The organism is Humibacillus xanthopallidus (assembly GCF_006717145.1).
GTDB classification, from domain to species: Bacteria; Actinomycetota; Actinomycetes; order Actinomycetales; family Dermatophilaceae; genus Humibacillus; species Humibacillus xanthopallidus.
Genome location: NZ_VFQF01000002.1, coordinates 1,490,837 through 1,513,217, shown reverse-complemented (window position 1 = coordinate 1,513,217; position 22,381 = coordinate 1,490,837). Strand labels below are relative to the sequence as shown.

Sequence of the window (22,381 nt, the reverse complement as noted above, 5' to 3'; positions counted from 1 at the left end):
TGGGGGGCGGGGAGGCGGCGACCCCCGAACGGCGCGGGAACGCGAAGGGCCCGGGACGGCATACGCCATCCCGGGCCCCACCTGCGTCAGGCGGTCACCTGACGTCGAAGCGGTCGGCCTCCATGACCTGCGACCAGGCGGCGACGAAGTCGCGGACGAACTTCTCCTTGGCGTCGTCGCTCGCGTACACCTCGGCGAGGGCGCGCAGCTCGGAGTTCGAGCCGAAGAGCAGGTCGACCCGGCTGCCGGTCCAGGTCCGCTCGCCCGCGGCGTTGGTGGCCGTGAACTCGTCGGCGGCCTCGCTGGTCGGGGTCCACGTCGTGCCGAGCTCGAGCAGGTTGACGAAGAAGTCGTTCGTCAGCGTGCCCGGACGGTCGGTGAGGACGCCGGTGGTCGAGCCTCCGGTGTTGGCGCCGAGCACGCGCAGGCCGCCGACGAGGACCGTCATCTGCGGGGCCGAGAGGCCGAGCAGGTTGGCGCGGTCGACGAGGAGGTACTCGGCGGGCACGCGACCCGGCTTGCCGAGGTAGTTGCGGAAGCCGTCGTGCTTCGGCTCGAGGTAGCCGAACGACTCGACGTCGGTCTGCTCCTGCGAGGCGTCGACACGGCCGGCGCGGAAGGGCACCTCGACGGTGACCCCGCCTGCGGCAGCGGCCCGCTCGACCGCGACGTTGCCGCCTAGGACGATGAGGTCGGCGAGCGACACGGCGGCTCCGCCGCGGCCGTTGAAGTCGGACTGGATGCCCTCGAGGGCCCGCAGGACGGTCGCGAGCTCGGCCGGGTCGTTGACGTCCCAGCCGTTCTGCGGGGCGAGGCGCACGCGAGCGCCGTTGGCGCCGCCGCGCTTGTCGCTGCTGCGGAAGGTCGAGGCCGACGCCCACGCCGCCTTGACGAGCTGGGTCGTCGTCAGGTCGGAGTCGGCGATGGCCTGCTTGAGGGCGGCGACGTCGTCAGCGCTGACCGGCTCGTCGGAGGCGGCGGGCAGCGGGTCCTGCCAGAGCAGCTCCTCCTGCGGCACCTCGGGGCCGAGGTAGCGCTCGACCGGACCCATGTCGCGGTGGGTCAGCTTGAACCACGCGCGGGCGAAGGCGTCGGCGAACTCCTCGGGGTTCTCGTGGAACCGGCGCGAGATCTGCTCGTAGGCCGGGTCGAGGCGCAGCGAGAGGTCGGTCGTGAGCATCGTCGGCAGGCGCTTCGGGCCGCCCTCGTCGGGCGCCGGGATGATCGCCTCGGCGTCCTTGGCGACCCACTGGTTCGCCCCGGCGGGGCTCGCGGAGAGCTCCCACTCGTAGCCGAAGAGCATGTCGAAGAAGCCCTGGCCCCACTGGGTCGGCGTCGGGGTCCAGGTGACCTCGAGGCCGGAGGTGATGGCGTCCTTGCCCTTGCCGGTGCCGTACGTGTTGATCCAGCCGAGGCCCTGGGCCTCGAGCGGGGCGGCCTCCGGCTCGGGACCGACGTTGACCAGCGGGTCGGCCGCGCCGTGGGTCTTGCCGAAGGTGTGGCCTCCGGCGATGAGGGCGACGGTCTCCTCGTCGTTCATCGCCATGCGCGCGAAGGTCTCGCGGATGTCGCGGGCAGCGGCGATCGGGTCCGGGTTGCCGTTGGGGCCCTCCGGGTTGACGTAGATGAGGCCCATCTGGACCGCGGCGAGCGGGTTCTCGAGGTCGCGATCGCCGGTGTAGCGCTCGTCGCCGAGCCACTCGGCCTCCGAGCCCCAGTACACGTCGTCGTCCGGCTCCCAGACGTCGTCGCGACCGCCGCCGAAGCCGAACGTCTTGAAGCCCATCGTCTCGAGGGCGACGTTTCCGGTGAGGACGAGCAGGTCGGCCCACGACAGCTTCTGGCCGTACTTCTTCTTGACCGGCCAGAGCAGGCGGCGGGCCTTGTCGAGGTTGCCGTTGTCGGGCCACGAGTTGAGCGGGGCGAAGCGCTGCTGGCCGGCACCGGCGCCGCCGCGGCCGTCCTGCACGCGGTAGGTGCCGGCGGAGTGCCACGCCATGCGGATCATGAAGGGGCCGTAGTGGCCGAAGTCGGCGGGCCACCAGTCCTGCGAGTCGGTGAGCAGGGCCGCTATGTCGGACTTGACCGCGGCGAGGTCGAGGCTGTTGAAGGCCGCGGCGTAGTCGAAGTCGTCACCGAGCGGGTTCGCGACGGCGGGGTTCTTGGCGAGCACCTTGAGGTTGAGCCGGTTCGGCCACCACTCGTCGTTGCTCGTGCCCCCCGGACGGGTCGCCCGGTCGTGGGCGACAGGGCACGTGGCGGCCTCCGGCTCGTTCATCTCGCCGACTTCGGCGTCAGGCTTGGCGGTGTGCTGCTGCTCAGACACGGGGACGATCCTTCTCTTTCGGGGTGGGCATCTCAGGAGGCGGCCTCGGTGGCGCACGGCGGACAGAGTCCCCAGTACGTCACCTCGGCCTGGTCGATCAGGAAGCCGTGGCGGTCGGAGGCGTCGAGGCACGGAGCCTCGCCGACCGCACAGTCCACGTCGGCGATGACACCGCACGAACGGCATACGACGTGGTGGTGGTTGTCTCCGACGCGCACCTCGTAGCGCGCGACGGAGCCGGTGGGCTGGATGCGGCGCACGAGACCGGCGTCGGTCAGGGCTCGCAGGACGTCGTAGACGGCCTGGTGCGACACGTCTCCGGCGACCTCACGGACACGGCGGATGATCGTGTCGGTGTCGGTGTGCGGGTGGTCGCCGAGCACCGTCAGCACGGCGACGCGGGGGCGCGTCACGCGCAGCCCCGAGCGGCGCAGCGCCACCTCGATGTCCGTCTCGACCACGACCCGAGTCTGGCCCGTAATCTGGAGCGAATCAAGTCTCAATGTGAGACGTGCTGCTCCGGCTCGCACCGCGCGCCGTCCTGCGAACGTGCACCTGCGAGGTGGCAGCGACACTATGCTGGCGCGCACGCCGGGACAGGCCCGGGACCCGGTACGACGGAGGGCTCAGCGCGGTGTGGTACCTCGAGGTCCTGCAGGTGCTGCACGAGCGGCTCGCACCGACGACCTATGTCGAGATCGGGGTCGGGGAGGGCGACAGCCTCGCCCTGGCGCGCGGCCGGGCGATCGGCATCGACCCCCACTTCGCGCTCACCCGCGAGGTCGACGGCGACGTCTGCCTGGTCCGCTCGACGAGCGACGACTTCTTCGCCACGCAGCCGGTCACCGACCGCACCCGCGGCCTGCCGGTCGACCTGGGCTTCGTCGACTCGGCCCCCCTGTTCGAGTTCGCCCTGCGTGACGTCGTCAACCTCGAGCGGTATGCCGCCCCGCGGTCGGTCATCGTCGTGCACCACGTCCTGCCGCGGACCGTCGACGACGCCGCCCGCGCGCAGGACACGCCCGCGGGGACGGGCGACGCCTTCCGGCTCACCGAGGTGCTGCGGCGCTACCGGCCGGACCTGCTGGTGCTTCCCGTCGACACCGAGCCGCACGGCATGCTCCTGCTCGCCGGCCTCGACCCCACGAGCACTGTCCTCGCCGACGCCTACGACGCCATCCTCGCGGAGTACCGCCGGCCCGACCCGCAGCTCGTGCCGGACGACGTGCTCGACCGCATCGACGCCGTGCCCGCGGACCGGCTCCTCGGGTCCGGGCTGCTCACAGCGCTGGCCGACCGTGACAGCGACGACGCGACCTGGTGGAGCCAGGTGCGCGATTCCGTGCTCGCCTGCGCGGGCCCCGCCTTCGTGGGAGCGGCCCGATGAACCCCGTCGTGCGCACCGTGCTCGACCTCGTCGCGGCCGGCGCCCCACCCCGCGAATCCTCCGGCCCGGACGACGCCGGGGCCGCCCCGCTCGCGGTGCACGACATCGTGCTCGTCCTGGGTCATGACACCGCCGAGATCGCCACCGAGCTCGCGCGCGAGCTGCCGGAGGTGACGGTCCACGTCCTGCCGGTGGCAGCCGATGATCCCGCGACCACGGCCGAGCTGCCCGCGAACGTGCGGCTGCAGGTGTGCACTGCCGTCTGGGACCGCGTGCACCACGTCGCGGGACTGCCGCGCCCGCAGGTCATCGTCGAGTCGGGCAGCGGCCGCAAGGGTCAGAAGCTCGCGTGCTTCCGCGAGATGTTCCTCCTCCTCGAGCCGGGCGGGTGGTACGTCGTCGACCGCCTCGCCGACGTCGACGACCCTGCCCTGCACGACGTGCCCGGTGAGACGGTGCTCGAGCTGTTGGCCCGGCTCGACGGAACAGCCGCTGGCGGCGCGGCTGGCGCCACTACTGACGGCGATGACGACGCGCCCGCTCCCCCGCTCAACGTCGCCGACGCCGAGCTGCGCGAATCCGCCTCTGCCATCGTGCTTTCCGGCGATGCCGCCTACGTCTGCAAGCGCAACCGCCACCTCTTCAAGCTGCGCGATGCGCGCGCCGCCGAGATCCTCACGCGTCGTCACAGGGACGACTGGGGCGCGGTCGTCGAGACCCGGCCGGCCTACTCGTACGAGAGCAGGGCGTCGGTCACCGTCCACGGCAAGGGGCCGGTCCACGGCCCGGGCGTCGTCGACGTGCCCGCGCAGGTGCTGCGCCGATACAACGCGCCGGTCGTGCTCCCCCGCCAGCGCATCATCATGGGCGACTTCTACCTGCCCGAGACCTTCCGCCACCACCTCGGCCAGCGCCTCAAGCACCACACGATGGTCGACGGCAACGCCGGGCTCGACCGGCTGATCTCCCGGTGGGACCCCACGCCGAGCGACCTCCCGGGCAGCTACTTCTACCTCGACACCGAGTACCCCGGGCACTACGGCCACGTCATGACCGAGGTGATCTCGCGCTACCACGGGTGGACCGAGGCCCGCCGGCTCGACCCCTCCGTGCGGCCGCTCATCAGCGTCCGCGAGGGCCAGACCGAGTCGCCCGGCTACCAGCGTCAGCTGCTCGACGCCCTCGGCATCCCCCCTGACGAGGCGGCCTACATCCCCTTCAACGCGGCCGTGCGCCCTGAGGTGCTGTATGCCGTGACGCCGGGCTTCGCCATGCCCCACTACGCCGACCTCGCGCTGGGGGCGCTCTACGCGGAGATCGGGCGACGGCTGCACACCCCGCACCTCGAGACGCCGGAGCGCATCTTCGTCTCGCGGCGTCCGGGTGGGTGGCGCACGTGCCACAACCTGCCGGAGGTCGAGGAGTGGTTCGCCCGCGAGGGCTACACCGTCGTCTACCCCGAGGACCACTCCTTCGGCGACCAGATCAGCATGTTCCGCCAGGCGCACCGCATCGCCGGCTTCGGCGGCAGTGGCATGTTCAGCCTGATGTTCGCCCCCGGCGCGCGCTGCGTGCTGCTGTCCGGCAACGCCAACACCGCCAACAACGAGTACCTCATCGGCTCCGTCATCGGTCTCGACCTGCACTACTTCTGGTCGCCGAGCGACGTCCAGCACCCCAAGGGCGGTTGGACCAACGAGGCCTTCCACTCCGGCTTCACCTTCGAGCTCGACCGTTTCGAGGACGAGATTCTCGAGGCGCTCGAGGGCTGACCGCTTACCCGGGCCGCTGGCTCCGGTTCACGGGGGGGACCGGTCATCCGGGCTCGTTGAGTCACCGCATGACCAGCACCGCCCGCCGCGTCACCGCAGGCCGGTGGCCCGCCGGTAGGCGCCCCGCAGCGACGGCATCGTCGACAGCTTCGCCACGACAGGGTCGACGCCCTTGGGGAGCCGGCGCCGCAGCGCCGCCACCGGCCCGGTCGCCTGCGGCCGCGCCGGCGCCTTGGGCCGCCTCACGGTCAGAGGGCGTGCCGGTGTCTCGGGCCGCGGCGCCGACACGACGAACTCGCCGGTGGCAGAGGTCACCACGTCGCAGCCCGTAGGCGCGGCCGGACCCGGCCCGAAGCTCCACTCCAGGGTCGCTCGACCCGGCGACCCTGCGAGCCGGCACTCGACCCGGGGGTTCTCGTCGAGGACGAGGCGAGCGGGCAGCGGCACCCCGTCGAGGACGAGAGCCCCGTCGACGTGGCCGGTGCTGCGGTGCTCCAGCTGTGGCACCTCGACCGTGAGCAGCGACCCCGTCGCGTCCTCGACGACCGTTGCCTGGCGGGGGTCGAGACGGCCGAGCAGGGAGCGTCCCGTCGCACCGAGGTCGACGACGACACCTTCCCCGTCGGAGCGCACGGAGACCAGCCGGCCCTGGATGACGGCGGGCGCGTCCAGGTCGTCCTCGGCCGCCGCCACCCTGCCGACGAGGGGTTTCCGCTCCTCTGTCCGGGAGCTCTCGCCCTCCTCGTCGTCGGTGTCGGACGACGAGACCTCCAGCCAGACCTCGAGCTCGTCGTCGATGTCGTGGGCGTCGACGGGCACGCTGGCGCTCCAGAGCAGGCCGGGCTCGGTGTCCTCGTCGTCACCGGAGACGGTGAAGGCGTCGACAGGGCGGGCGAGCACGACCCCGGTGCGCCGGCCGACGAGCACGAGGTCGGCACCGGCCGCGCCCGCGGCGTGCAGCGGAGCCCGGCCGTGGAGCTCGAGCGCGCCGTCGACCCAGTGCACGTCGGCAGTGACGTCGGAGAGCACGTGCGCCGGGTCCGACGCCGACGGGGCCACCCGCCGTCGCAGTGGCTCGGCGGCGACCACCTCGGCGGACCGCTCCCCGACCCCCGAGTCACGCGACCCGTCCCGGCGCGTGAGGACGACAGCCCGGTCGGCCGCGCCCCTGGGAGCGGTCTGCGCCCGGACGGTGAGGACATCGTGGTCGCCTGCCTCCGACCCGAGCTGGGCGAGCTGGCTCAGCGCCGTGCGCTCCAACCGGTCGTCGGGCGCGAGCACGAGCACCCACTCACCCTCGGCCTGCATGGGATCGGCCGCGCCTTCCGGCGCCTCGTCGGCCTCCAGCACGACAACCCGCACGTTCGGCCGGTGAGCCGCCACCCGCTCGAGGTCGGAGACGACCGGCCCGGGCGGGGCGGCGAGCACGAGCTCCCACTCCTGCACCGGCAACGTCTGCGCGTCGAGGTGGCGCAGCAGGGCAGTCGCAGGCGCCACGGTGTCGTCCGTGACGGGGGTCCACACGGTGATCCGACGGGTCATCGCTTTCGTCATCCTTGTCGAGGCGCGCTGGAGGAGGCTTGCGTCACCCTAGCGCCAGCGCGAGGCCGCCGTGGCGGGACGCGACAAGGTCGCAGCAGGGTCGCAGAGAGGTCGCAGGACGGTCGCGGCAAGGGCCACCCAGGGGCCGAGGGAAGGGCTTCGCGTCAGCCCGCCACGAGCTCGACCTCGAAGCCCTCCCCGCTCTCGAGGTAGGCGGCGTAGTGGTCCGGCCCACCGGCATACGGATGCGTGTCGGCGAACATCAGCGTCCAGCCACCACTCGCGCACTCAGCGACCACGGCGTCGACGTCGTCGCGCGAGCCCCCATGGAAGGCAAGGTGATTGACGCCGGGGCGCTTGCGCTCGTGGCGTCCGCCCGCGACGTCAGGACCCGACTCGACGACGACGTAGAGCGACCCGAGCTCCCAGGCCCGACCGTGGCCCCAGTCGTCACCGAGGCGGTAGCCGAGACGCTCGAGCAGCCAGCCCCACTCGCGCCCTGCCGCCTCGATGTCCTCGACCCAGATCTCGATGTGGTGCAGCGCCCCCCGCGGGCCGGCGGGAGCCGACGCGGGGGCGTCCTCCCACCGGGCGCGAGCCATGTCGGCCCGGCCACCCTCGACGAGACCCCCGACCATCGGCGTGCCCTCGGCGCGCCAGTGCTCGAGAGCCTCGGACTCCAGCCCCTGGGGCGGGCGCCCGTCGGAGCGGATGACGCGCCACCAGGGCACGTCGGAGCCGTAGCGGCTCATCACCGTGCCCACGGTGCGCGGACCCATCCCACCGAGGCGCTGGGCGATGTCGCCGTAGGCGAGCACGCGGCCGGACGGGATGCGGGCCACGAGGTCGAGCACCCGGGCAGCGTGGTCCTCGACGGACATGGGGGGGCGCGCTCCTCTGGTGGGCGGCTGGGGAGGAGGGGACCCCAGCGGGACGGATGGGCTCGTTCAGTACTCCGGCTGCGTCGGGTCGATCTCACGCAGATAGGCGAGTATGCCGCCCTCGACGTTCGCGACGTCGGTGAACCCCGCGCGCAGGGCTAGTCTCGTCGCCTCGGCGGAGCGTGCGCCGACCTTGCAGTGGATGAGCACCCTTCTGTCAGAGGGCAGCTCGTCAAACGCCTCACCAGACCGGAAGCTGTCGAGATGGATCGCGACCGCGCCCGGGATGCTCGCGATAGCTCGCTCCTCCGTGCCGCGCACGTCGACGAGCAGCGGTGGGGCGCTCGAGGCGAGCTCGTCGGCCATCTCGTGCACCGTCACGGTCGGCAGGTCGCCCTCGTCGGGCGCGGCGGCCCCGGGCACCCCGCAGAACTCGACGTAGTCGATGAGCTCTGTGACGGTCGGGTTCGTGCCGCACACGGGGCAGTCGGGGTCGGCTCGGACGGTCAGGGTGTCCCAGCTCTGGCGCAGCGCGTCGTGGATGAGCAGCCGGCCTGTGAGCGGCTCGCCGATGCCGAGGAGCAGCTTGACCGCCTCGGTCGACTGCACGGAGCCGATCGACGCGCAGAGCACGCCGAGCACGCCGCCCTCCGCACAGCTCGGCACCGACCCGGGCGGAGGCGGCTCCGGGAAGACGCAGCGGTAGCAGGGCCCGTGGCCCGCCCACCACACCGAGACCTGGCCGTCGAAGCGCAGGATCGACCCCCAGACGTGCGGCTTGCCGAGCATGACGCACGCGTCGTTGACGAGGTAGCGCGTCGGGAAGTTGTCGGTGCCGTCGACCACGAGGTCGTAGCCCGCGATGATCTCGAGCGCGTTGCTCGAGTCGAGGGCGAGGTCGTGGCGCTCGACCGTGACGTGCGGGTTGACCCGGTGCACGGCCGCCTCGGCAGACTCGGTCTTTGGCCGGCCGATGTCGGCGTCGGAGTGGATCACCTGCCGGTGGAGGTTGGTGAGGTCGACGACGTCGGCGTCGACGACCCCGATGGTGCCGACACCGGCGGCCGCGAGATAGAGCAGAGCCGGCGAGCCCAGCCCCCCGGCGCCGACGACGAGCACCCGAGCCGCGGCAAGTCGCTCCTGCCCGTCCCGGCCCACGTCGGGCAGGAGCACGTGTCGCGCGTAGCGCGTCAGCTCGGGCCGGCTGAGCGGGCGACCCGTCTTGACCAGCGGATCCGTCGACATGCGATCACCGTACTGCTCGGTATGGTGACAATGACATCGTCGTCCCGCGAGGGGCGCCGCGGCACGATCGCTCTCGAGGACCCGGATGCCTGACGACACCACCGCCGCCGTTCGCGGCCAGCGGCTCCCCCGATCGGAGCGACGCGCCCAGCTGCTCGACGCGGCTCTCGGCGTCTTCGTCGAGAACGGCTACCACTCGGCCGCCATGGACGACATCGCGGCGCGGGCGGGTGTCTCGAAGCCGGTGCTCTACCAGCACTTCCCCGGCAAGCTCGAGCTCTACCTCGCGCTCATCGACCAGCACACCGGCGAGCTCGAGCAGCTCGTGCGCGACGCGCTCGCGCTCGAGGACAACAAGGCGCGCATCAACACGATGACCCGGGCCTACTTCGACTTCGTCGGGCAGGAGGGCGCGGCCTTCCGCCTCATCTTCGAGTCCGACCTCGCCAACGAGCCCGAGGTGCGCAAGCGCCTCGACCAGATCGACCTCACGTGTGCGGAGGCCATGGCCGAGATCATCACGAGCGAGACCTCGATGGAGCAGGAGGAGGCGGTGCTCGTCGGGGTCGCCTTCGTCGGCATGGCGCAGACCGCCGCACGCCACTGGCTCACCCACGAGGCCACCCTCTCCGAGGACACCGCCGTGCGCGTCACCGCCGCCCTGATCCGCCGTGGGTTCGGCGCCTTCCCGTCCGTGCGGTCGGGCACCGACAAGCCCAAGGAATCCGTCGGCACCACCGCTGGTTAAGGTGACGACAGGGCGCCGATCGCGCGCCCGACGACGTGTGAGAAAGCAGGTATGACGTGGATATCCGCATCGGCGTGCAGAACGTGGCGCGCGAGATCGCCTTCGAGACCACGCAGTCGACCGACGAGATCGTCGCCGCGGTCAAGGCCGCCCTGGACTCCGACGTGCTCGAGCTCGTCGACGACAAGGGCGGGCGCATCATCGTGCCGTCCGCGTCCATCGGTTACGTGACCACCGGCGCGGAGCGCCGGGCGGGAGTCGGCTTCGGCGCCTCCTGACCACGTCGGCCGAGCCGGGCGCACCCGCCCCTTCCGGGGGCATGGGCTGTGTCCGGCGCCGGGCCGGCACACACGCTCCGGTCACGGATGCGCATCGCAGCGTGGGCGTTCGCCCCGATCCGGGTACGACCTTCTCGTCAGGGGCCGGCTCGCGTCGGTCCGTCGTCAGTCCGACCACGATCGGGCCGTCGGAGGGAGCCGACATGCTGTGGACCGTGGTGTTCGCGGTCCTCGCCGGCGCCGTCGTCGGTGGGCTCGCGCGCCTGCTGCTTCCGGGCAGGCAGTCCATCAGCGTCCTCATGACGATCGTGCTCGGCGCCGCCGGGTCGCTCGTCGGGACCTTGATCTACTACTCGATCAGCGGTGACCGCACCGCCTCCTCCGTCGACTGGGTCTCCGGAGCCATCGGGGTCGTCGTCGCGGCGGCCCTGATCCTGGGCTACGGCCGGGTGAGGGGCGCGAGCCACCCCACCCGCTGAGGGTCACTGTCGCGCAAATTCTGCGAGTCACACCCACCACACCCGCCTCAATGGTGGGACAGTGCAACTGTCGTCCGCGCTCCCGGCGCGGACCAAGAGGTCGCCCCGCACGGGGGGCCAGAAGGAGCAAAGACATGATTGGCACGATTATCGGAGCGATCATCGCCGGTCTCATCATCGGCGCCCTGGGCCGTCTCATCCTCCCCGGCAAGCAGAACATCTCGATCCTCATGACGATCGTCATCGGCATCGTCGCCTCGCTCGTCGCGACGCTGCTCCTCGGAGCGATCTTCGGCTACAACAACAGCGGTGGCGGCATCGCCTGGTGGTACTGGATCGTCGGTGCGATCCTCGCCGCGCTCGGCATCGTGGCCTACGGCCGCATCACCAGCAAGTCCGTCTGACGCGGACCCCGCCACGCGGCATACGCCGCTGGACGTGACGAAGGGCTCGGCCACCACGGCCGGGCCCTTCCGTCATGTCCAGCGGCTGCGGATCACCCCCGCCGACCGCCCATCAGGCCGACAGGCCGAGCCGCTCCATCCGCCGCGTGTGCTCGTCGGTGAGCCGGGCGAACATGCGCCCCAGCTCGGCGAGGTCGGCGCCGGCGCGCCCCGGGGCGCCGACGAGGATGCTCGCGAGCGCGTCGCGCTCGACACCCACACGCTGGGCCTGCGTGATCGCCTCGCCGACAAGACGCCGCCCCCAGAGCGCGAGCCGGCCGGCGAGCCGGCTGTCCTCGGCGATGGCCTCGCGCACCGCCGCCACCGCGAAGTCAGCCTGGCTGTCGTCCTCGAGCACGTGGAGCACCAGCGCCCGTGTGTCGGCGTCGACGTAGGTGGAGACCTCGCGGTAGAAGTCCTGCGCGATGCCCTCGCCGACATAGGCCTTGACCATGCCCTCGAGCCAGTCGGACGGCGCCGTGCGCTCATGGAAGCCGTCGACGGCCGGTACGAAGGGCTCCATCGCCGTCTCCGGCTCGACGCCGAGCGATGCGAGCCGCTCGCTCAGCACCGTGAAGTTGCGCAGCTCGTGCGCGGCGAGCTGCGCGATGGCCGACTTGTGGCGCAGGGTCGGGGCGAGCTCGGCATCCTTGGCCAGCTGCGAGAAGGCGCAGAGCTCGCCGTAGGCGAGCGCTCCGAGCAGGTCGGTGACCGCGGCCAGGTAGCCGGGCTCCGAGTCGGGCGAGAGGGGCTCGGCGGAGGCATCAGCGCTGGTCATGCGCCCAATCTAGTGAACGATGGCGGGCCTGGCGCCTACGTGCCGGTAGGATGATCCGGACAGCTCGGTGCCCGGTCGGCCCGAAGGTTTGCCCAGATGGTGCTCGCGAGGAGCGAACGACTCACCGCGCACCGGTGGAGCCCGCACGGATGCGAGTGCCACCCACCGTCCATGACACGCTCCGATCGGCCCGTCACGCGCCACTGAGCTCCCGCTCCCCGGGGTGCTCGTGCCGATCGAGAGATGCCCATGACCCAGCCCCACGAGACCCCCGCCGACGCGGGGGTCGCCACGGACGCGCCCGAGCCCACCGTCGCCGAGACGGTCGCGGACACGGCTCCCGAGGCCCCCACCGAGTCGGCCGAGCCGCTCGCCCCCGCTGCTGAGGAGCCGGTCGCCCCCGAGCTCACCTTCGCCGACTTCGACGTGCACCCCGACATCGTCGAGTCCCTCGCCGAGCACGGGATCGTCCACCCCTTCCCCATCCAGGCGATGACCCTGCCCGTCGCGCTCGCCGGCCACGACATCATCGGCCAGGCCAAGACCGGCACCGGCAAGACGCTCGGCTTCGGCGTGCCGATCCTCAACCGCGTCCTCACCCCCGCCGACGAGGGGTATGCCGCCCTCGCCCGCCCCGGCAAGCCGCAGGCTCTCGCCGTGGCGCCGACGCGTGAGCTCGCCGTGCAGGTCGCCGGCGACCTCGAGCGCGCCGGCCGTCGCCGTGGTGTGCGCGTCCTCACCGTCTACGGTGGCCGCGCCTACGAGCCGCAGATCGAGGCCCTCAGGACGGGCGTCGAGGTCGTCGTCGGCACGCCCGGCCGCCTCATCGACCTCGCCAAGCAGGGCCACCTCGACCTCTCGCAGGCCCGCACCGTCGTGCTCGACGAGGCCGACGAGATGCTCGACCTCGGCTTCCTGCCCGACGTCGAGACGCTGATGTCGCTCACGCCCGCCTCGCGCCAGACGATGCTCTTCTCCGCGACCATGCCGGGTGCGATCGTGGCCCTGGCCCGCCGCTACATGAGCCAGCCGACGCACATCCGTGCGATGGGCGACGAGAACGAGAACGCCCACACGGTCAAGGCTGTCGAGCAGTTCGTCTACCGCGCGCACGCGATGGACAAGGTCGAGATGCTCTCGCGCATGCTCCAGGCCAACGGCCGCGGCCTCACGATCATCTTCAGCCGCACCAAGCGCACGGCGGCCAAGGTCGCCGACGAGCTCGTCGAGCGCGGCTTCGCCGCCGCCGCCATCCACGGCGACCTCGGCCAGGGAGCCCGCGAGCAGGCCCTGCGCGCCTTCCGCAACGGCAAGGTCGACATCCTCGTGGCCACCGACGTCGCGGCCCGCGGCATCGACGTCGACAACGTCACCCACGTCGTCAACTTCCAGTGCCCCGAGGACGAGAAGACCTACCTGCACCGCATCGGCCGCACCGCCCGCGCGGGCAACACCGGTGTCGCCGTCACCTTCGTCGACTGGGACGACCTGCACCGGTGGGCGCTCATCAACAAGACGCTCGACCTCGGCATCCCCGACCCGCAGGAGACCTACTCGAGCTCCGACCACCTCTACAGCGACCTCGACATCCCGACCGACGCCAAGGGGCGGCTGCGGCGATCGCAGCAGACCCTCGCCGGCTTGGGCGCCGAGGAGATCGAGGACCTCGGCGAGACCGGCAAGCGCCACGGCAAGGCGGGTGGCCGCAGCTCGAACGAGTCCCGTGACGGTGGCCGTGGCGGGTCGCGCACCGGCGGGCGTGGCAATGGGCGTCGCGATGACGCCGGGTCGCGCGAGACCGCCTCCGGCGCAAACGGCACGGCCGATGCGACCAGCCCGGCCGCCGATGGCGAGTCGACCGGCGGCGAGAGCCGCCCCCGGCGCAACCGCAACCGTCGCCGCACCCGCGGCAGCGGTGCCGCGGTGGCCGGCGCCGAGGCCGCAGGCGCCGAGGGAGGGGACGTCACACCAAGCGACGCCTCGCAGCAGAACGGCTCCGCGCCCTCCGCCTCCAGCGGTGGCGCGGACGGTGGCACGGACGGCTCGTCCGCCTCCGGCGGCTCGCGTCCCCCTCGCCGTCGTCGGCGCGGTGGCTCCGGCCGCGGCGAGAACGCCCCGGCCCCGGCCACCGCGGAGTGAGCTGACCGCTCCCCCGCTTCGACGTGTGGCCACCTCCTGCGGGAGGTGGCCACACGCATGTCCACCCCCCTAACTCGAGTGGCCCCGCAACCCCACCCGCCCCATCACCCCCCACCTCGAGTGGCCCCGCAACCCCACCTGCCCCATCCCCCCAACTCGAGTGACCCCGCCACCCCACCCGCCCCGTTCCGTGCTGAGACGCCTGTGACAACGAGGCCACTCGACTCAGTGAGTTGTCCGCACGGACTATGGCAATGGCTCAGTTCTGCCCGGAATCGGGCAGATTCTTGGCAGCACCGGGACAGGTGGTGCATCCTCATGGAGTGCCCGACCGTGACCTCGTCGCCCGTGTCGCCGGCTCCACCGGTCTGAGCGAGGCGGAGGCCGCCCGTGTCATCGGTGACGTGCTGGCGCACTACGACGAGCCCGTCAACGACTTCGTGCGCCGTCGGCACGCCGCCCTGCAGCTGCACGGCACCCGCAACCCCGAGATCTACCGGACCATCGCGGCGGAGCTGAGCCAGCGCCTCGTCGCCGCCCCCGACCTGACCGAGCGCCAGCTGCGCCGCATCATCTACGGCTGAGCGAGCCCCGCCCCGCCCACCTCACGACCTCCAGGAGACACCACCCATGTGCGGAATCGTCGGCTACGTCGGACGCCAGCCAGCAGCGCCCATCCTCATCGAGGGCCTCACCCGGCTGGAGTACCGCGGCTACGACTCGGCCGGCATCGCCGTGCTGGGCAGCTCCGGCGCGACCGTCGTGCGCCGGGTCGGCCGCGTGCGCGAGCTCGAGGCCGCCCTGCCGAAGCGCCTCGCCGGCACGGTGGGCATCGGTCACACCCGGTGGGCGACCCACGGGCCCGCGACGGAGGCCAACGCCCACCCGCACTCGAGCGAGGACGGACGCATCAGCGTCGTGCACAACGGCATCATCGACAACGCCGGCGCACTGCGTGCCCGGCTGGGCGCCGAGGGCGTGACGTTCAGCTCCGACACCGATACCGAGGTGCTCGCGCACCTCGTCGCCCGCTCGGGTGCCGGTGCGCTCGAGGACCGTGTCATCGACGCCCTCGAGCAGGTCGTCGGGACGTATGCCGTCGCCGTCCTCGACGCCGAACAGCCGGACCGCGTCGTCGTGGCGCGCAACGGCTCGCCGCTCATCATCGGGGTGGGCGACCGCGAGATGTTCGTCGCCTCCGACGTCTCGGCCCTCGTGCGCCACACCTCGTCGGTCGTGCACCTCGACGACGGCGAGCTGGCCGTCGTCACCGCCAAGGACTACCGCACCTTCACCCGCGACAGCCACGACACCGGCCGCGTGCCGACCGAGATCGAGGTCTCCGCCGACGATGTCGAGATCGGCGCCCACGGCCACTTCATGGCCAAGGAGATCGCCGAGCAGCCTGAGACCGTCGCGCGCATGCTGCGCGGCCGCCTCGACACCCGCTTCGGCACGGCCCGCCTCGACGGGCTCAACCTCTCGCCCCGCGAGCTGCGCGCCTTCCGCCGCGTCAAGATCCTCGGGTGCGGCTCGGCCTACTACGTCGGCGAGCTCGGCGCGCTCATGATCGAGGAGCTCGTCCGCATCCCGGCCCACGCCGAGGCGGCGTCGGAGTTCCGCTACCGCAACCCGATCATCGAGCCCGACACCCTCTACGTCGCCGTGAGCCAGTCGGGCGAGACCGCTGACACGGCGTTCGCCGTCCGCGAGATCAAGCGCAAGGGCGGGCAGGTCGTCGGCCTCGTCAACGTCGTGGGCTCGACGATCGCCCGAGAGTGCGACGGCGGCATCTACCTCCACGCCGGGCCGGAGATCGCGGTCGCCTCGACCAAGGCGTTGACCCACATGGGTGTCGGGTTCGCACTGCTCGCCCTGCTGCTCGGCCGGGTGCGCGACCTGTCGGTCGCCGACGGCCAGCGCATCATCGCGGGTCTCGAACGGATGCCCGCCGACATCGCGGCAGTGCTCGCCGACGAGGAGCGCATCGCGGGGCTCGCCACGGAGCTCTCCGCCGCCGAGAGCCTCTTCTTCATCGGGCGGGTCCGCGGCTATCCTGTCGCGCGCGAGGGGGCCCAGAAGTTCAAGGAGATCTCCTACCGGCACGCCGAGGCCTACCAGACGAGCGAGCTCAAGCACGGGCCGCTCGCCCTCATCGAGGAGTCGCGCCCCACCGTCGCCGTCATCCCCGACGACGAGCTCACGGATCGCAACCTCGCGGCGGCGGAGCAGGTGCTCGCCCGCGGCGGCCGCGTCGTGGCGATCTCGCACCCCGGCGTCGACCTCGGTCCGCTCGACGACCGGCGCGTCGACGTGCCCCGCAACGAGGTCGAGCTCGACCCGATCCTGCTCATGATCCCGATGCAGCTGCTCGCGTATCACGCAGCGGTTGCCCTGGGTCTCGACATCGACAAGCCTCGTAATCTGGCGAAGTCGGTCACCGTCGAGTGAGCTCAGGCCCTGAGCGCGAGGTGCCGGTGCACCGGGTGAGGAGCTAGTCATGAAGCTGCACGAGTCGATCACGGACCGCCTGCGGGCGTTCATCGAGAAGCAGCACGTCTTCTTCGTCGCCACGGCGCCGCTGGGCGCAGACGGCAGGGTCAACCTCTCCCCCAAGGGCCTCGACGGCACCTTCGTCGTGCTCGACGAGCTCACCGTCGCCTATCTCGACCTCACCGGCAGCGGCGCCGAGACGGTGGCGCACCTGCGCGAGAACGGCCGCATCACCCTGATGTTCTGTGCCTTCGAGGGCCCGCCCAACATCGTGAGACTGCACGGCCACGGTCGCTACGTCGCTCTCGGCGAGGATGAGTTCGACTCTCTCAGAGGGCGGTTCGCTGACCACCCCGGTGCGCGTGGCGTCGTCGTCGTCGATGTCGACCGGGTCTCGGACTCCTGCGGGTATGCCGTGCCCCTCATGTCGCACGAGGGTGACCGCGACCTGCTGACGTCCTGGGCCACCAACCGTGGTGAGGCAGCGCTCGAGACCTACCGTGAGCAGAAGAACGCGACGTCGATCGACGGGCTGCCGGCGCTAGGCGCGTGAGCTGCGTCGACGGCGCTCGCGGTCGGGGTCGGGCACGCCCGCGGTGTAGACCATCTCGTGCTCGTTGCTCGAGCCGACGAGCGGCAGGCTGCCGAGCCTCCCGAGGATGACCGGGCCCTGGTCGTCGAGCTCGACGACGGTCGGCCCCTGCTCCGAGACCGTCACCTGCTGCCCCCGCACCGAGACCTCGGTCGCCTCCCCGTCACGCAGCGTGAAGGTGATGCGCTGGTTCTCGACCTCGACGAGCAGCCGGCTCCCGCGCACCTGGAGCCGGAAGGTCAGCCGTGGCCAGCCGGCCGGCAGCCGCGGGTCGAAGGTCAGGGTGCCGTTGTGGTCACGCATGCCGCCGAAGCCGTAGACGAGGGCGTTCCAGACGCCGCCCGTCGAGGCGACGTGGACCCCGTCGGCGGCGTTGCCGTGAAGGTCCGCGAGGTCGACGTAGAGGCCGGAGTGGAAGTACTCGATGGCGAGGTCGCGATAGCCCACCTCGGCCGCGACGATCGACTGCACGACTGACGACAGCGTCGAGTCACCCGTCGTCAGCGGGTCGTAGTACTCGAAGTCGGCGCGCTTCTGCTCGCGCGAGAACATCTGGCCCTGGAGGAAGAGGGCCGCGACCACGTCGGCCTGCTTGAGCACCTGGAAGCGGTAGATCACCAGCGGGTGGTAGTGCAGGAGCAGCGGTCGCTTCGAGCTGGGTGTCGCCGCGAGGTCCCACACCTCCCGCTCGAGGAAGTGCTGGTCCTGCGGGTGCACCTGCAGCCCCACGTCGTAGGGGATGTACATCCCCTCGGAGCAGTCCGCCCAGTCGTCGATCTCGTCGTCGTCGAGGTCGAGGCGGGCCGCGAGGCGCTCGTAGGCCTCGGGGAACTCGTGCGCGAGCCGCCGGGCCCAGCGCGCCGCCTGGCGGAGGTTGTCGCTCGCCATGACGTTGGTGAAGAGGTTGTTGTTGACGACCGTCGTGTACTCGTCGGGCCCGGTGACACCGTGCAGGTGGAAGCGCCGCGACTCCCCCCGCCCCAGCCAGAAGCCGAGGTCGCTCCACATCCGGGCCGTCTCGACGAGGATGTCGATGCCCTCGCGCATCATGAAGTCGTCGTCACCGGAGGCCTGCACGTACTTGCAGAGGGCGAAGGAGATGTCGGCGTTGATGTGGTACTGCGCCGTGCCGGCCGCGTAGTAGGCCGAGGCCTCCTCGCCGTTGATCGTGCGCCACGGGTAGAGCGCGCCGGTGTTGGACAGCTCGGCCGCGCGGCGGCGGGCCGCCGGCAGCATGAGGTAGCGGAAGCGGAGCGCACCGCGGGCGACGGACGGCGACGTGTAGCTGAGGAAGGGCAGGACGTAGGTCTCGGTGTCCCAGAAGTAGTGGCCCTCGTAGCCCGAGCCGCTGACGCCCTTGGCGGGGATGCCGACCTGCTCGATGCGGCCCGAGGCCTGTGCGAGCTGGAAGAGGTTCCAGCGCACCGCCTGCTGGATCGCCGGGTGACCCTCGACCTGCACGTCGGAGTCGGCCCAGAAGCGGTCGAGCCAGCGCCGCTGCTCGTCGAAGCACTCCGCGATGCCGCTGTCACGCACGCGGTCGAGGGTGCGTCGGGCGCGGTCGACGAGCTCGCGCGTGGGCACGCCGCGCGACGTGTGGTATGCCGCGACCTTCGTGAGACGGATCGCGTGGCCCTTGCGGCCCTTGACCCGGTAGATCTTCTTGCCGAGGTCGTCTTCGGCGTGGCTCAGCTCCTCGAAGTCGCAGTCGGTCGAGATCTCGTGGTCGACGCCGACGGCGAGGGTCATGCCGGAGTTGACGCAGCGATAGCTGAGGACGGTGCGGCGGTCGCTCGCCCAGTGGCTCTGCGGGTCGAGCACGCGCTCAACCAGCCGCGAGGCCTTGCGGGGGTCGAAGCCCCGGGCTGAGGTCGACACGTGGTAGTCGTCGGTGCCGTCCTGCCGGTTGAGGATCTGCGAGGAGATCGCGACAGGGGCATCGGCGTCGAGCAGCGTCACGTCGAAGGTCATGATCGCGAGGTGGCGCTGCTCGAAGGAGACCATGCGGGTCGACTCGATGAGCACCCGCTTGCCCGAAGGGGTGCGCCAGACGAGGCTGCGCCGCAGCACCCCGTCGCGGAAGTCGAGGGTGCGCTCGTAGTCCTGCAGGTCGGCGAGAGAGAGCATGAGCGGCTCGTCGTCGACGTAGACCTTGATGGTCTTGACGTCGGGGGCGTTGACGATCGTCTGCCCGGTCTGGGCGAAGCCGAAGGCCTCCTCGGCATGGCGGATCTGCCACGTCTCGTGGAAGCCGTTGATGAAGGTGCCGTGCGCGTGGACGTCGCGGCCCTCCTCGACGTTGCCGCGCATGCCGAGGTAGCCGTTGCCGACGGCGAAGACGGTCTCGGTGAGCCCGAGGTCCTCGGTGGAGTACCACTTCTCGGTCCAGGCCCACTCGTCGACGGGGAAGCGGGTGCGGTCGATGGGGTCCGGGCTGCCCTGCAGCTCGTGGCGCATCATGGGATGAGCTCGTCGAGCTCGGCGACGACGACGTCGGCCCCACCGCCGAGCAGGGCCTCGCGCCCGGCCCCGCGGTCAACTCCGACGACGAGCCCGAAGTCTCCGGCGCGGCCCGAGGCGACACCGGAGAGCGCGTCCTCGAGGACGACGCTGCGTGTGGCCGTGACCCCGAGCAGCCCCGCGGCGTGCAGGTAGGTGGCGGGCGACGGCTTGCCCTCGAGGCCCTCGCGGGCCGCGACCTCCCCGTCGACGACGACCTCGAAGCGGTCGGCGAGGCCGGCGGCTTCGAGCACGACGGGCGCGTTGCGTGACGAGGAGACGACGGCCACGGCCGTGCCCCTGGCCGCGAGGTGGTCGAGCAGCCGCACCGACGCCGGATAGGGCTCGACGCCCTCGTCGTGGAGGATCGCGGCGAACACGGCGTTCTTGCGGTTGCCGAGCCCGCCGACGGTCTCGGCGTCGGGAGCGTCGTCCGTCGACCCCTCGGGCAGCTCGATGCCGCGAGAGGCGAGGAACGTGCGCACCCCGTCGAAACGGGGTTTGCCGTCGACGTGGGCGAAGTAGTCGGCGGCCGTGTAGGGCGCGACGGACTCACCGGCCGGCCGTTCGGCGAGGAACTCGTTGAACATCCGGTCCCAGGCGCGCATGTGCACCTCGGCCGTCGGTGTCAGCACCCCGTCGAGGTCGAAGAGGGCCGCGTCGTAGTCATCCCACTGCACAGGGCGAGCCTAGGGCCCCGAGCACCTGCGCGTGGCACGCCGTCCACCCTTGGCGGGCGGACGGCATACGGCCCTCAGACGGCGATGGTGCTCGTGTCGATGACGAAGCGGTAGCGCACGTCGCCTGCGACGACACGGTCGTAGGCCGCGTCGACCTCGTCGGCCGAGATGGTCTCGATGGTCGCGCCGATGCCGTGGGCCGCACAGAACTCGAGCATCTCGGCGGTCGCGGGGATGCCGCCGATGTTGGAGCCGGCCACGACGCGGCTGCGCCCGATGACGACGCCGGGGGCGAAATCGTAGTTGCCAGAAGGGAGTCCGACGTTGGCGATGACACCGAGCGGACGCAGCAGACCGATGTAGGTCTGCATCGGCAGGTCGGCGCTCACGGTGTTGATGATGATGTCGAACGTGCCCTTGAGGCCGGCGAGCACGCCCTCCTCGCCGGTGGCGTAGTAGTGCGTCGCGCCGAGAGCGGTGCCGTCGTCCTTCTTCGCGTCGGTGCGCGAGAGCACGCTGACCTCGGCACCGAGCGCGGAGGCGAGCTTGACGGCCATGTGGCCGAGCCCGCCGAAGCCGATGACGGCGACCTTCTTGCCAGGCCCCGCGCCCCAGCGCTTGAGGGGCGACCACACCGTGATGCCCGCGCAGAGCAGCGGCGCCGCGACGTCGAGCTCGATGCCGTCGGGGATGCCGACCGCGAAGCGCTCCGAGACGACGACCTGCTGGGCGTAGCCACCCTTGGTCGGCTCGCCGTCGTAGCCCTTGCCGTTGTAGGTCATGACGGCGCCCTTGGCGCAGAACTGCTCCTCGCCGTCCTTGCAGAACTCGCACTCGCCGCACGAGTCGACCATGCAGCCGACGCCGACGCGGTCGCCGACCTTGTACCTCGTCACGCCGTCGCCGACGGCCGAGACGATGCCGGCGATCTCGTGGCCGGGGACCATCGGGAAGGTGGCGCTCCCCCACTCCTCACGGACCTGGTGGATGTCGCTGTGGCAGATGCCGGCGAACTTGATGTCGATGAGCACGTCGTCGTCGCGCAGGTCGCGGTGCTCGACGGTGCGGGCCTCGAAGCGGGCTCCGGCGCTCGGGGCGACGAGGGCAGGCGTGGTGATCACGGGGTCTCCTTCAGGCAGGGGGTCGTGCCGCAGTGGTTTGCGTGTCGTGCCGGTGTCGTGCAGGCACTCTCAGGTGCAGCACGGGGTCACCGGGAAACATTCCCCGTCGTACCTCGTCACCAACACCGCCATCCAGCGGCGAACGGCCCCTCAGAGCCGCGGCAGGAGCGACTGCGCGACCTCGCGGTAGGCCTGGGCGCCCTTCGAGGAGCGCGCCGTGGCGAGGATCGAGCGGCCGACGGCCGGCGCCTCGGCGAAGCGCACCGTCTTGGGGATCGGCGGCTCGAGAACGGGCAGGTCGTAGCGGGCGCCAACATCGGCGAGCACCTCGCGCGCGTGGTTGCTGCGCCCGTCGTAGAGCGTCGGCAGGATGCCCCACACCTCGAGGTCGCGGTTGAGGATCTTCTGCACGTCGCCGACGGTGTCGAGCAGCTGACCGACCCCGCGGTGGCTCAGCATCTCGCACGGCATCGGGATGATGAGCCCGTCGGCCGCCGTCAACGCGTTGAGGGTGAGCACCCCGAGGCTCGGCGAGCAGTCGAGCAGCACGACGTCGTATGCCGTGTCGCCGGCTTCGAGGGCCGTGCGCAGGACGTACTCGCGGCCGGGACGCGAGAGGAGCATCGCCTCGGCACCCGCGAGCTCGATGGCGGAGGGCACGAGGTCCATGCCGTCGTCGGTCGTGAGCGTGACCTCCTCGAGCGCCACCCCTGCGGTCAGCACGTCGTGGATGGAGCGCTCGACGGTGTCGGGGTCGACCCCGAGCGAGAAGGTGAGGCAGGCCTGCGGGTCGAGGTCGACGAGCAGCACGCGCTTGCCGAGCTCGGCCAGCGCAGCGCCCAGGCTCGCCACCGAGGTCGTCTTGGCGACCCCGCCCTTCTGGTTGGCCAGCGCGATGACGGTGGCGCCGGGCGTGTCGGTGGCGGGCGGAGTGGGGCTCGAGTCGCGGGTGCTCGTGCGGCGGGCCATGCGAGCAGT

20 protein-coding genes are annotated in these 22,381 nt (G+C 71.5%); 10 read left to right on the top strand and 10 right to left on the bottom strand.

The genetic code is table 11. The features are described from left to right. Window positions 1-94: 94 nt before the first annotated feature. Complete coding sequence (katG, locus tag FHX52_RS17675) at window positions 95-2,278, bottom strand: catalase/peroxidase HPI (protein WP_221630658.1); 2,184 nt, start codon at window positions 2,276-2,278, stop codon at window positions 95-97. An 80-nt stretch (window positions 2,279-2,358) separates the two neighbouring features. Beyond that, window positions 2,359-2,787: a Fur family transcriptional regulator gene (locus FHX52_RS17670; RefSeq protein WP_141823578.1), complete on the bottom strand. Its 429-nt coding sequence runs from the start codon at window positions 2,785-2,787 to the stop codon at window positions 2,359-2,361. A 173-nt stretch (window positions 2,788-2,960) separates the two neighbouring features. On the opposite strand from FHX52_RS17670, the gene FHX52_RS17665 reads away from it, so the two are divergent. Further along, window positions 2,961-3,713, top strand: a complete 753-nt coding sequence (locus FHX52_RS17665; protein ID WP_141823577.1) for a class I SAM-dependent methyltransferase — start codon at window positions 2,961-2,963, stop codon at window positions 3,711-3,713. Continuing rightward, window positions 3,710-5,485: a glycosyltransferase family 61 protein gene (locus FHX52_RS17660; RefSeq protein ID WP_141823576.1), complete on the top strand. Its 1,776-nt coding sequence runs from the start codon at window positions 3,710-3,712 to the stop codon at window positions 5,483-5,485. Before FHX52_RS17665 ends, FHX52_RS17660 begins: the two co-directional genes overlap by 4 nt. A gap of 90 nt (window positions 5,486-5,575) precedes the next feature. Here the strand turns inward: FHX52_RS17660 and FHX52_RS23965 are convergent, their stop codons facing one another. From FHX52_RS23965 to moeB, 3 genes are all read right to left on the bottom strand, one after another. Continuing rightward, complete coding sequence (locus FHX52_RS23965) at window positions 5,576-7,027, bottom strand: glycosyltransferase family protein (protein WP_185747346.1); 1,452 nt, start codon at window positions 7,025-7,027, stop codon at window positions 5,576-5,578. Window positions 7,028-7,191: 164 nt separating this feature from the next. Further along, window positions 7,192-7,908 carry an MGMT family protein gene (locus tag FHX52_RS17650; protein WP_141823575.1) on the bottom strand — a complete coding sequence of 239 codons (717 nt, stop codon included), beginning with the start codon at window positions 7,906-7,908 and terminating at the stop codon, window positions 7,192-7,194. Window positions 7,909-7,974: 66 nt separating this feature from the next. Continuing rightward, window positions 7,975-9,153, bottom strand: coding sequence for a molybdopterin-synthase adenylyltransferase MoeB (gene moeB / locus FHX52_RS17645; protein WP_141823574.1), 1,179 nt, complete (start codon window positions 9,151-9,153; stop codon window positions 7,975-7,977). 85 nt (window positions 9,154-9,238) lie between these two features. Between moeB and FHX52_RS17640 the strand changes: the two genes are divergently transcribed. From FHX52_RS17640 to FHX52_RS17625, 4 genes are all read left to right on the top strand, one after another. Beyond that, on the top strand, window positions 9,239-9,901 hold the full coding sequence (locus FHX52_RS17640) for a TetR/AcrR family transcriptional regulator (RefSeq protein WP_141823573.1): 663 nt from the start codon (window positions 9,239-9,241) through the stop codon (window positions 9,899-9,901). Window positions 9,902-9,957: 56 nt separating this feature from the next. Then, window positions 9,958-10,179 carry a DUF3107 domain-containing protein gene (locus FHX52_RS17635; protein ID WP_141823572.1) on the top strand — a complete coding sequence of 74 codons (222 nt, stop codon included), beginning with the start codon at window positions 9,958-9,960 and terminating at the stop codon, window positions 10,177-10,179. 203 nt (window positions 10,180-10,382) lie between these two features. Further along, window positions 10,383-10,658, top strand: a complete 276-nt coding sequence (locus tag FHX52_RS17630) for a GlsB/YeaQ/YmgE family stress response membrane protein (RefSeq protein ID WP_141823571.1) — start codon at window positions 10,383-10,385, stop codon at window positions 10,656-10,658. Between the two features lie 134 nt (window positions 10,659-10,792). Further along, the gene (locus tag FHX52_RS17625; protein ID WP_141823570.1) at window positions 10,793-11,062 is read left to right on the top strand and encodes a GlsB/YeaQ/YmgE family stress response membrane protein; all 270 of its coding nucleotides are present in this window, start codon (window positions 10,793-10,795) and stop codon (window positions 11,060-11,062) included. Window positions 11,063-11,174: 112 nt separating this feature from the next. Here the strand turns inward: FHX52_RS17625 and FHX52_RS17620 are convergent, their stop codons facing one another. Then, window positions 11,175-11,879: a ferritin-like fold-containing protein gene (locus tag FHX52_RS17620; protein ID WP_141823569.1), complete on the bottom strand. Its 705-nt coding sequence runs from the start codon at window positions 11,877-11,879 to the stop codon at window positions 11,175-11,177. A 249-nt stretch (window positions 11,880-12,128) separates the two neighbouring features. Between FHX52_RS17620 and FHX52_RS17615 the strand changes: the two genes are divergently transcribed. The 4 genes from FHX52_RS17615 (at window position 12,129) to FHX52_RS17600 (ending at window position 17,064) form a co-directional block, all read left to right on the top strand. After that, on the top strand, window positions 12,129-14,018 hold the full coding sequence (locus tag FHX52_RS17615; protein WP_141823568.1) for a DEAD/DEAH box helicase: 1,890 nt from the start codon (window positions 12,129-12,131) through the stop codon (window positions 14,016-14,018). A gap of 323 nt (window positions 14,019-14,341) precedes the next feature. Beyond that, a complete protein-coding gene (locus FHX52_RS17610) occupies window positions 14,342-14,602 on the top strand; it encodes a hypothetical protein (RefSeq protein WP_141823567.1) in 261 nt (86 codons plus the stop codon). Window positions 14,603-14,648: 46 nt separating this feature from the next. After that, window positions 14,649-16,469 carry a glutamine--fructose-6-phosphate transaminase (isomerizing) gene (gene glmS / locus FHX52_RS17605; RefSeq protein WP_141823566.1) on the top strand — a complete coding sequence of 607 codons (1,821 nt, stop codon included), beginning with the start codon at window positions 14,649-14,651 and terminating at the stop codon, window positions 16,467-16,469. 49 nt (window positions 16,470-16,518) lie between these two features. Continuing rightward, the gene (locus FHX52_RS17600; protein WP_141823565.1) at window positions 16,519-17,064 is read left to right on the top strand and encodes a pyridoxamine 5'-phosphate oxidase family protein; all 546 of its coding nucleotides are present in this window, start codon (window positions 16,519-16,521) and stop codon (window positions 17,062-17,064) included. Here FHX52_RS17600 and FHX52_RS17595 read toward each other — a convergent pair. The 4 genes from FHX52_RS17595 to FHX52_RS17580 all read right to left on the bottom strand — a co-directional run bounded on the left by FHX52_RS17595 (window position 17,053) and on the right by FHX52_RS17580 (window position 22,372). Then, window positions 17,053-19,560: a glycoside hydrolase family 65 protein gene (locus FHX52_RS17595; RefSeq protein ID WP_141823782.1), complete on the bottom strand. Its 2,508-nt coding sequence runs from the start codon at window positions 19,558-19,560 to the stop codon at window positions 17,053-17,055. The two genes, FHX52_RS17600 and FHX52_RS17595, sit on opposite strands and share 12 nt — an antisense overlap. After that, on the bottom strand, window positions 19,560-20,282 hold the full coding sequence (locus FHX52_RS17590) for an HAD family hydrolase (RefSeq protein WP_141823564.1): 723 nt from the start codon (window positions 20,280-20,282) through the stop codon (window positions 19,560-19,562). The genes FHX52_RS17595 and FHX52_RS17590 overlap by 1 nt, the downstream gene beginning before the upstream one ends. A 74-nt stretch (window positions 20,283-20,356) precedes the next feature. Further along, window positions 20,357-21,403: an NAD(P)-dependent alcohol dehydrogenase gene (locus FHX52_RS17585; RefSeq protein WP_141823563.1), complete on the bottom strand. Its 1,047-nt coding sequence runs from the start codon at window positions 21,401-21,403 to the stop codon at window positions 20,357-20,359. Window positions 21,404-21,553: 150 nt separating this feature from the next. Then, complete coding sequence (locus FHX52_RS17580) at window positions 21,554-22,372, bottom strand: ParA family protein (protein WP_141823562.1); 819 nt, start codon at window positions 22,370-22,372, stop codon at window positions 21,554-21,556. Between the last annotated feature and the right edge of the window lie 9 nt (window positions 22,373-22,381).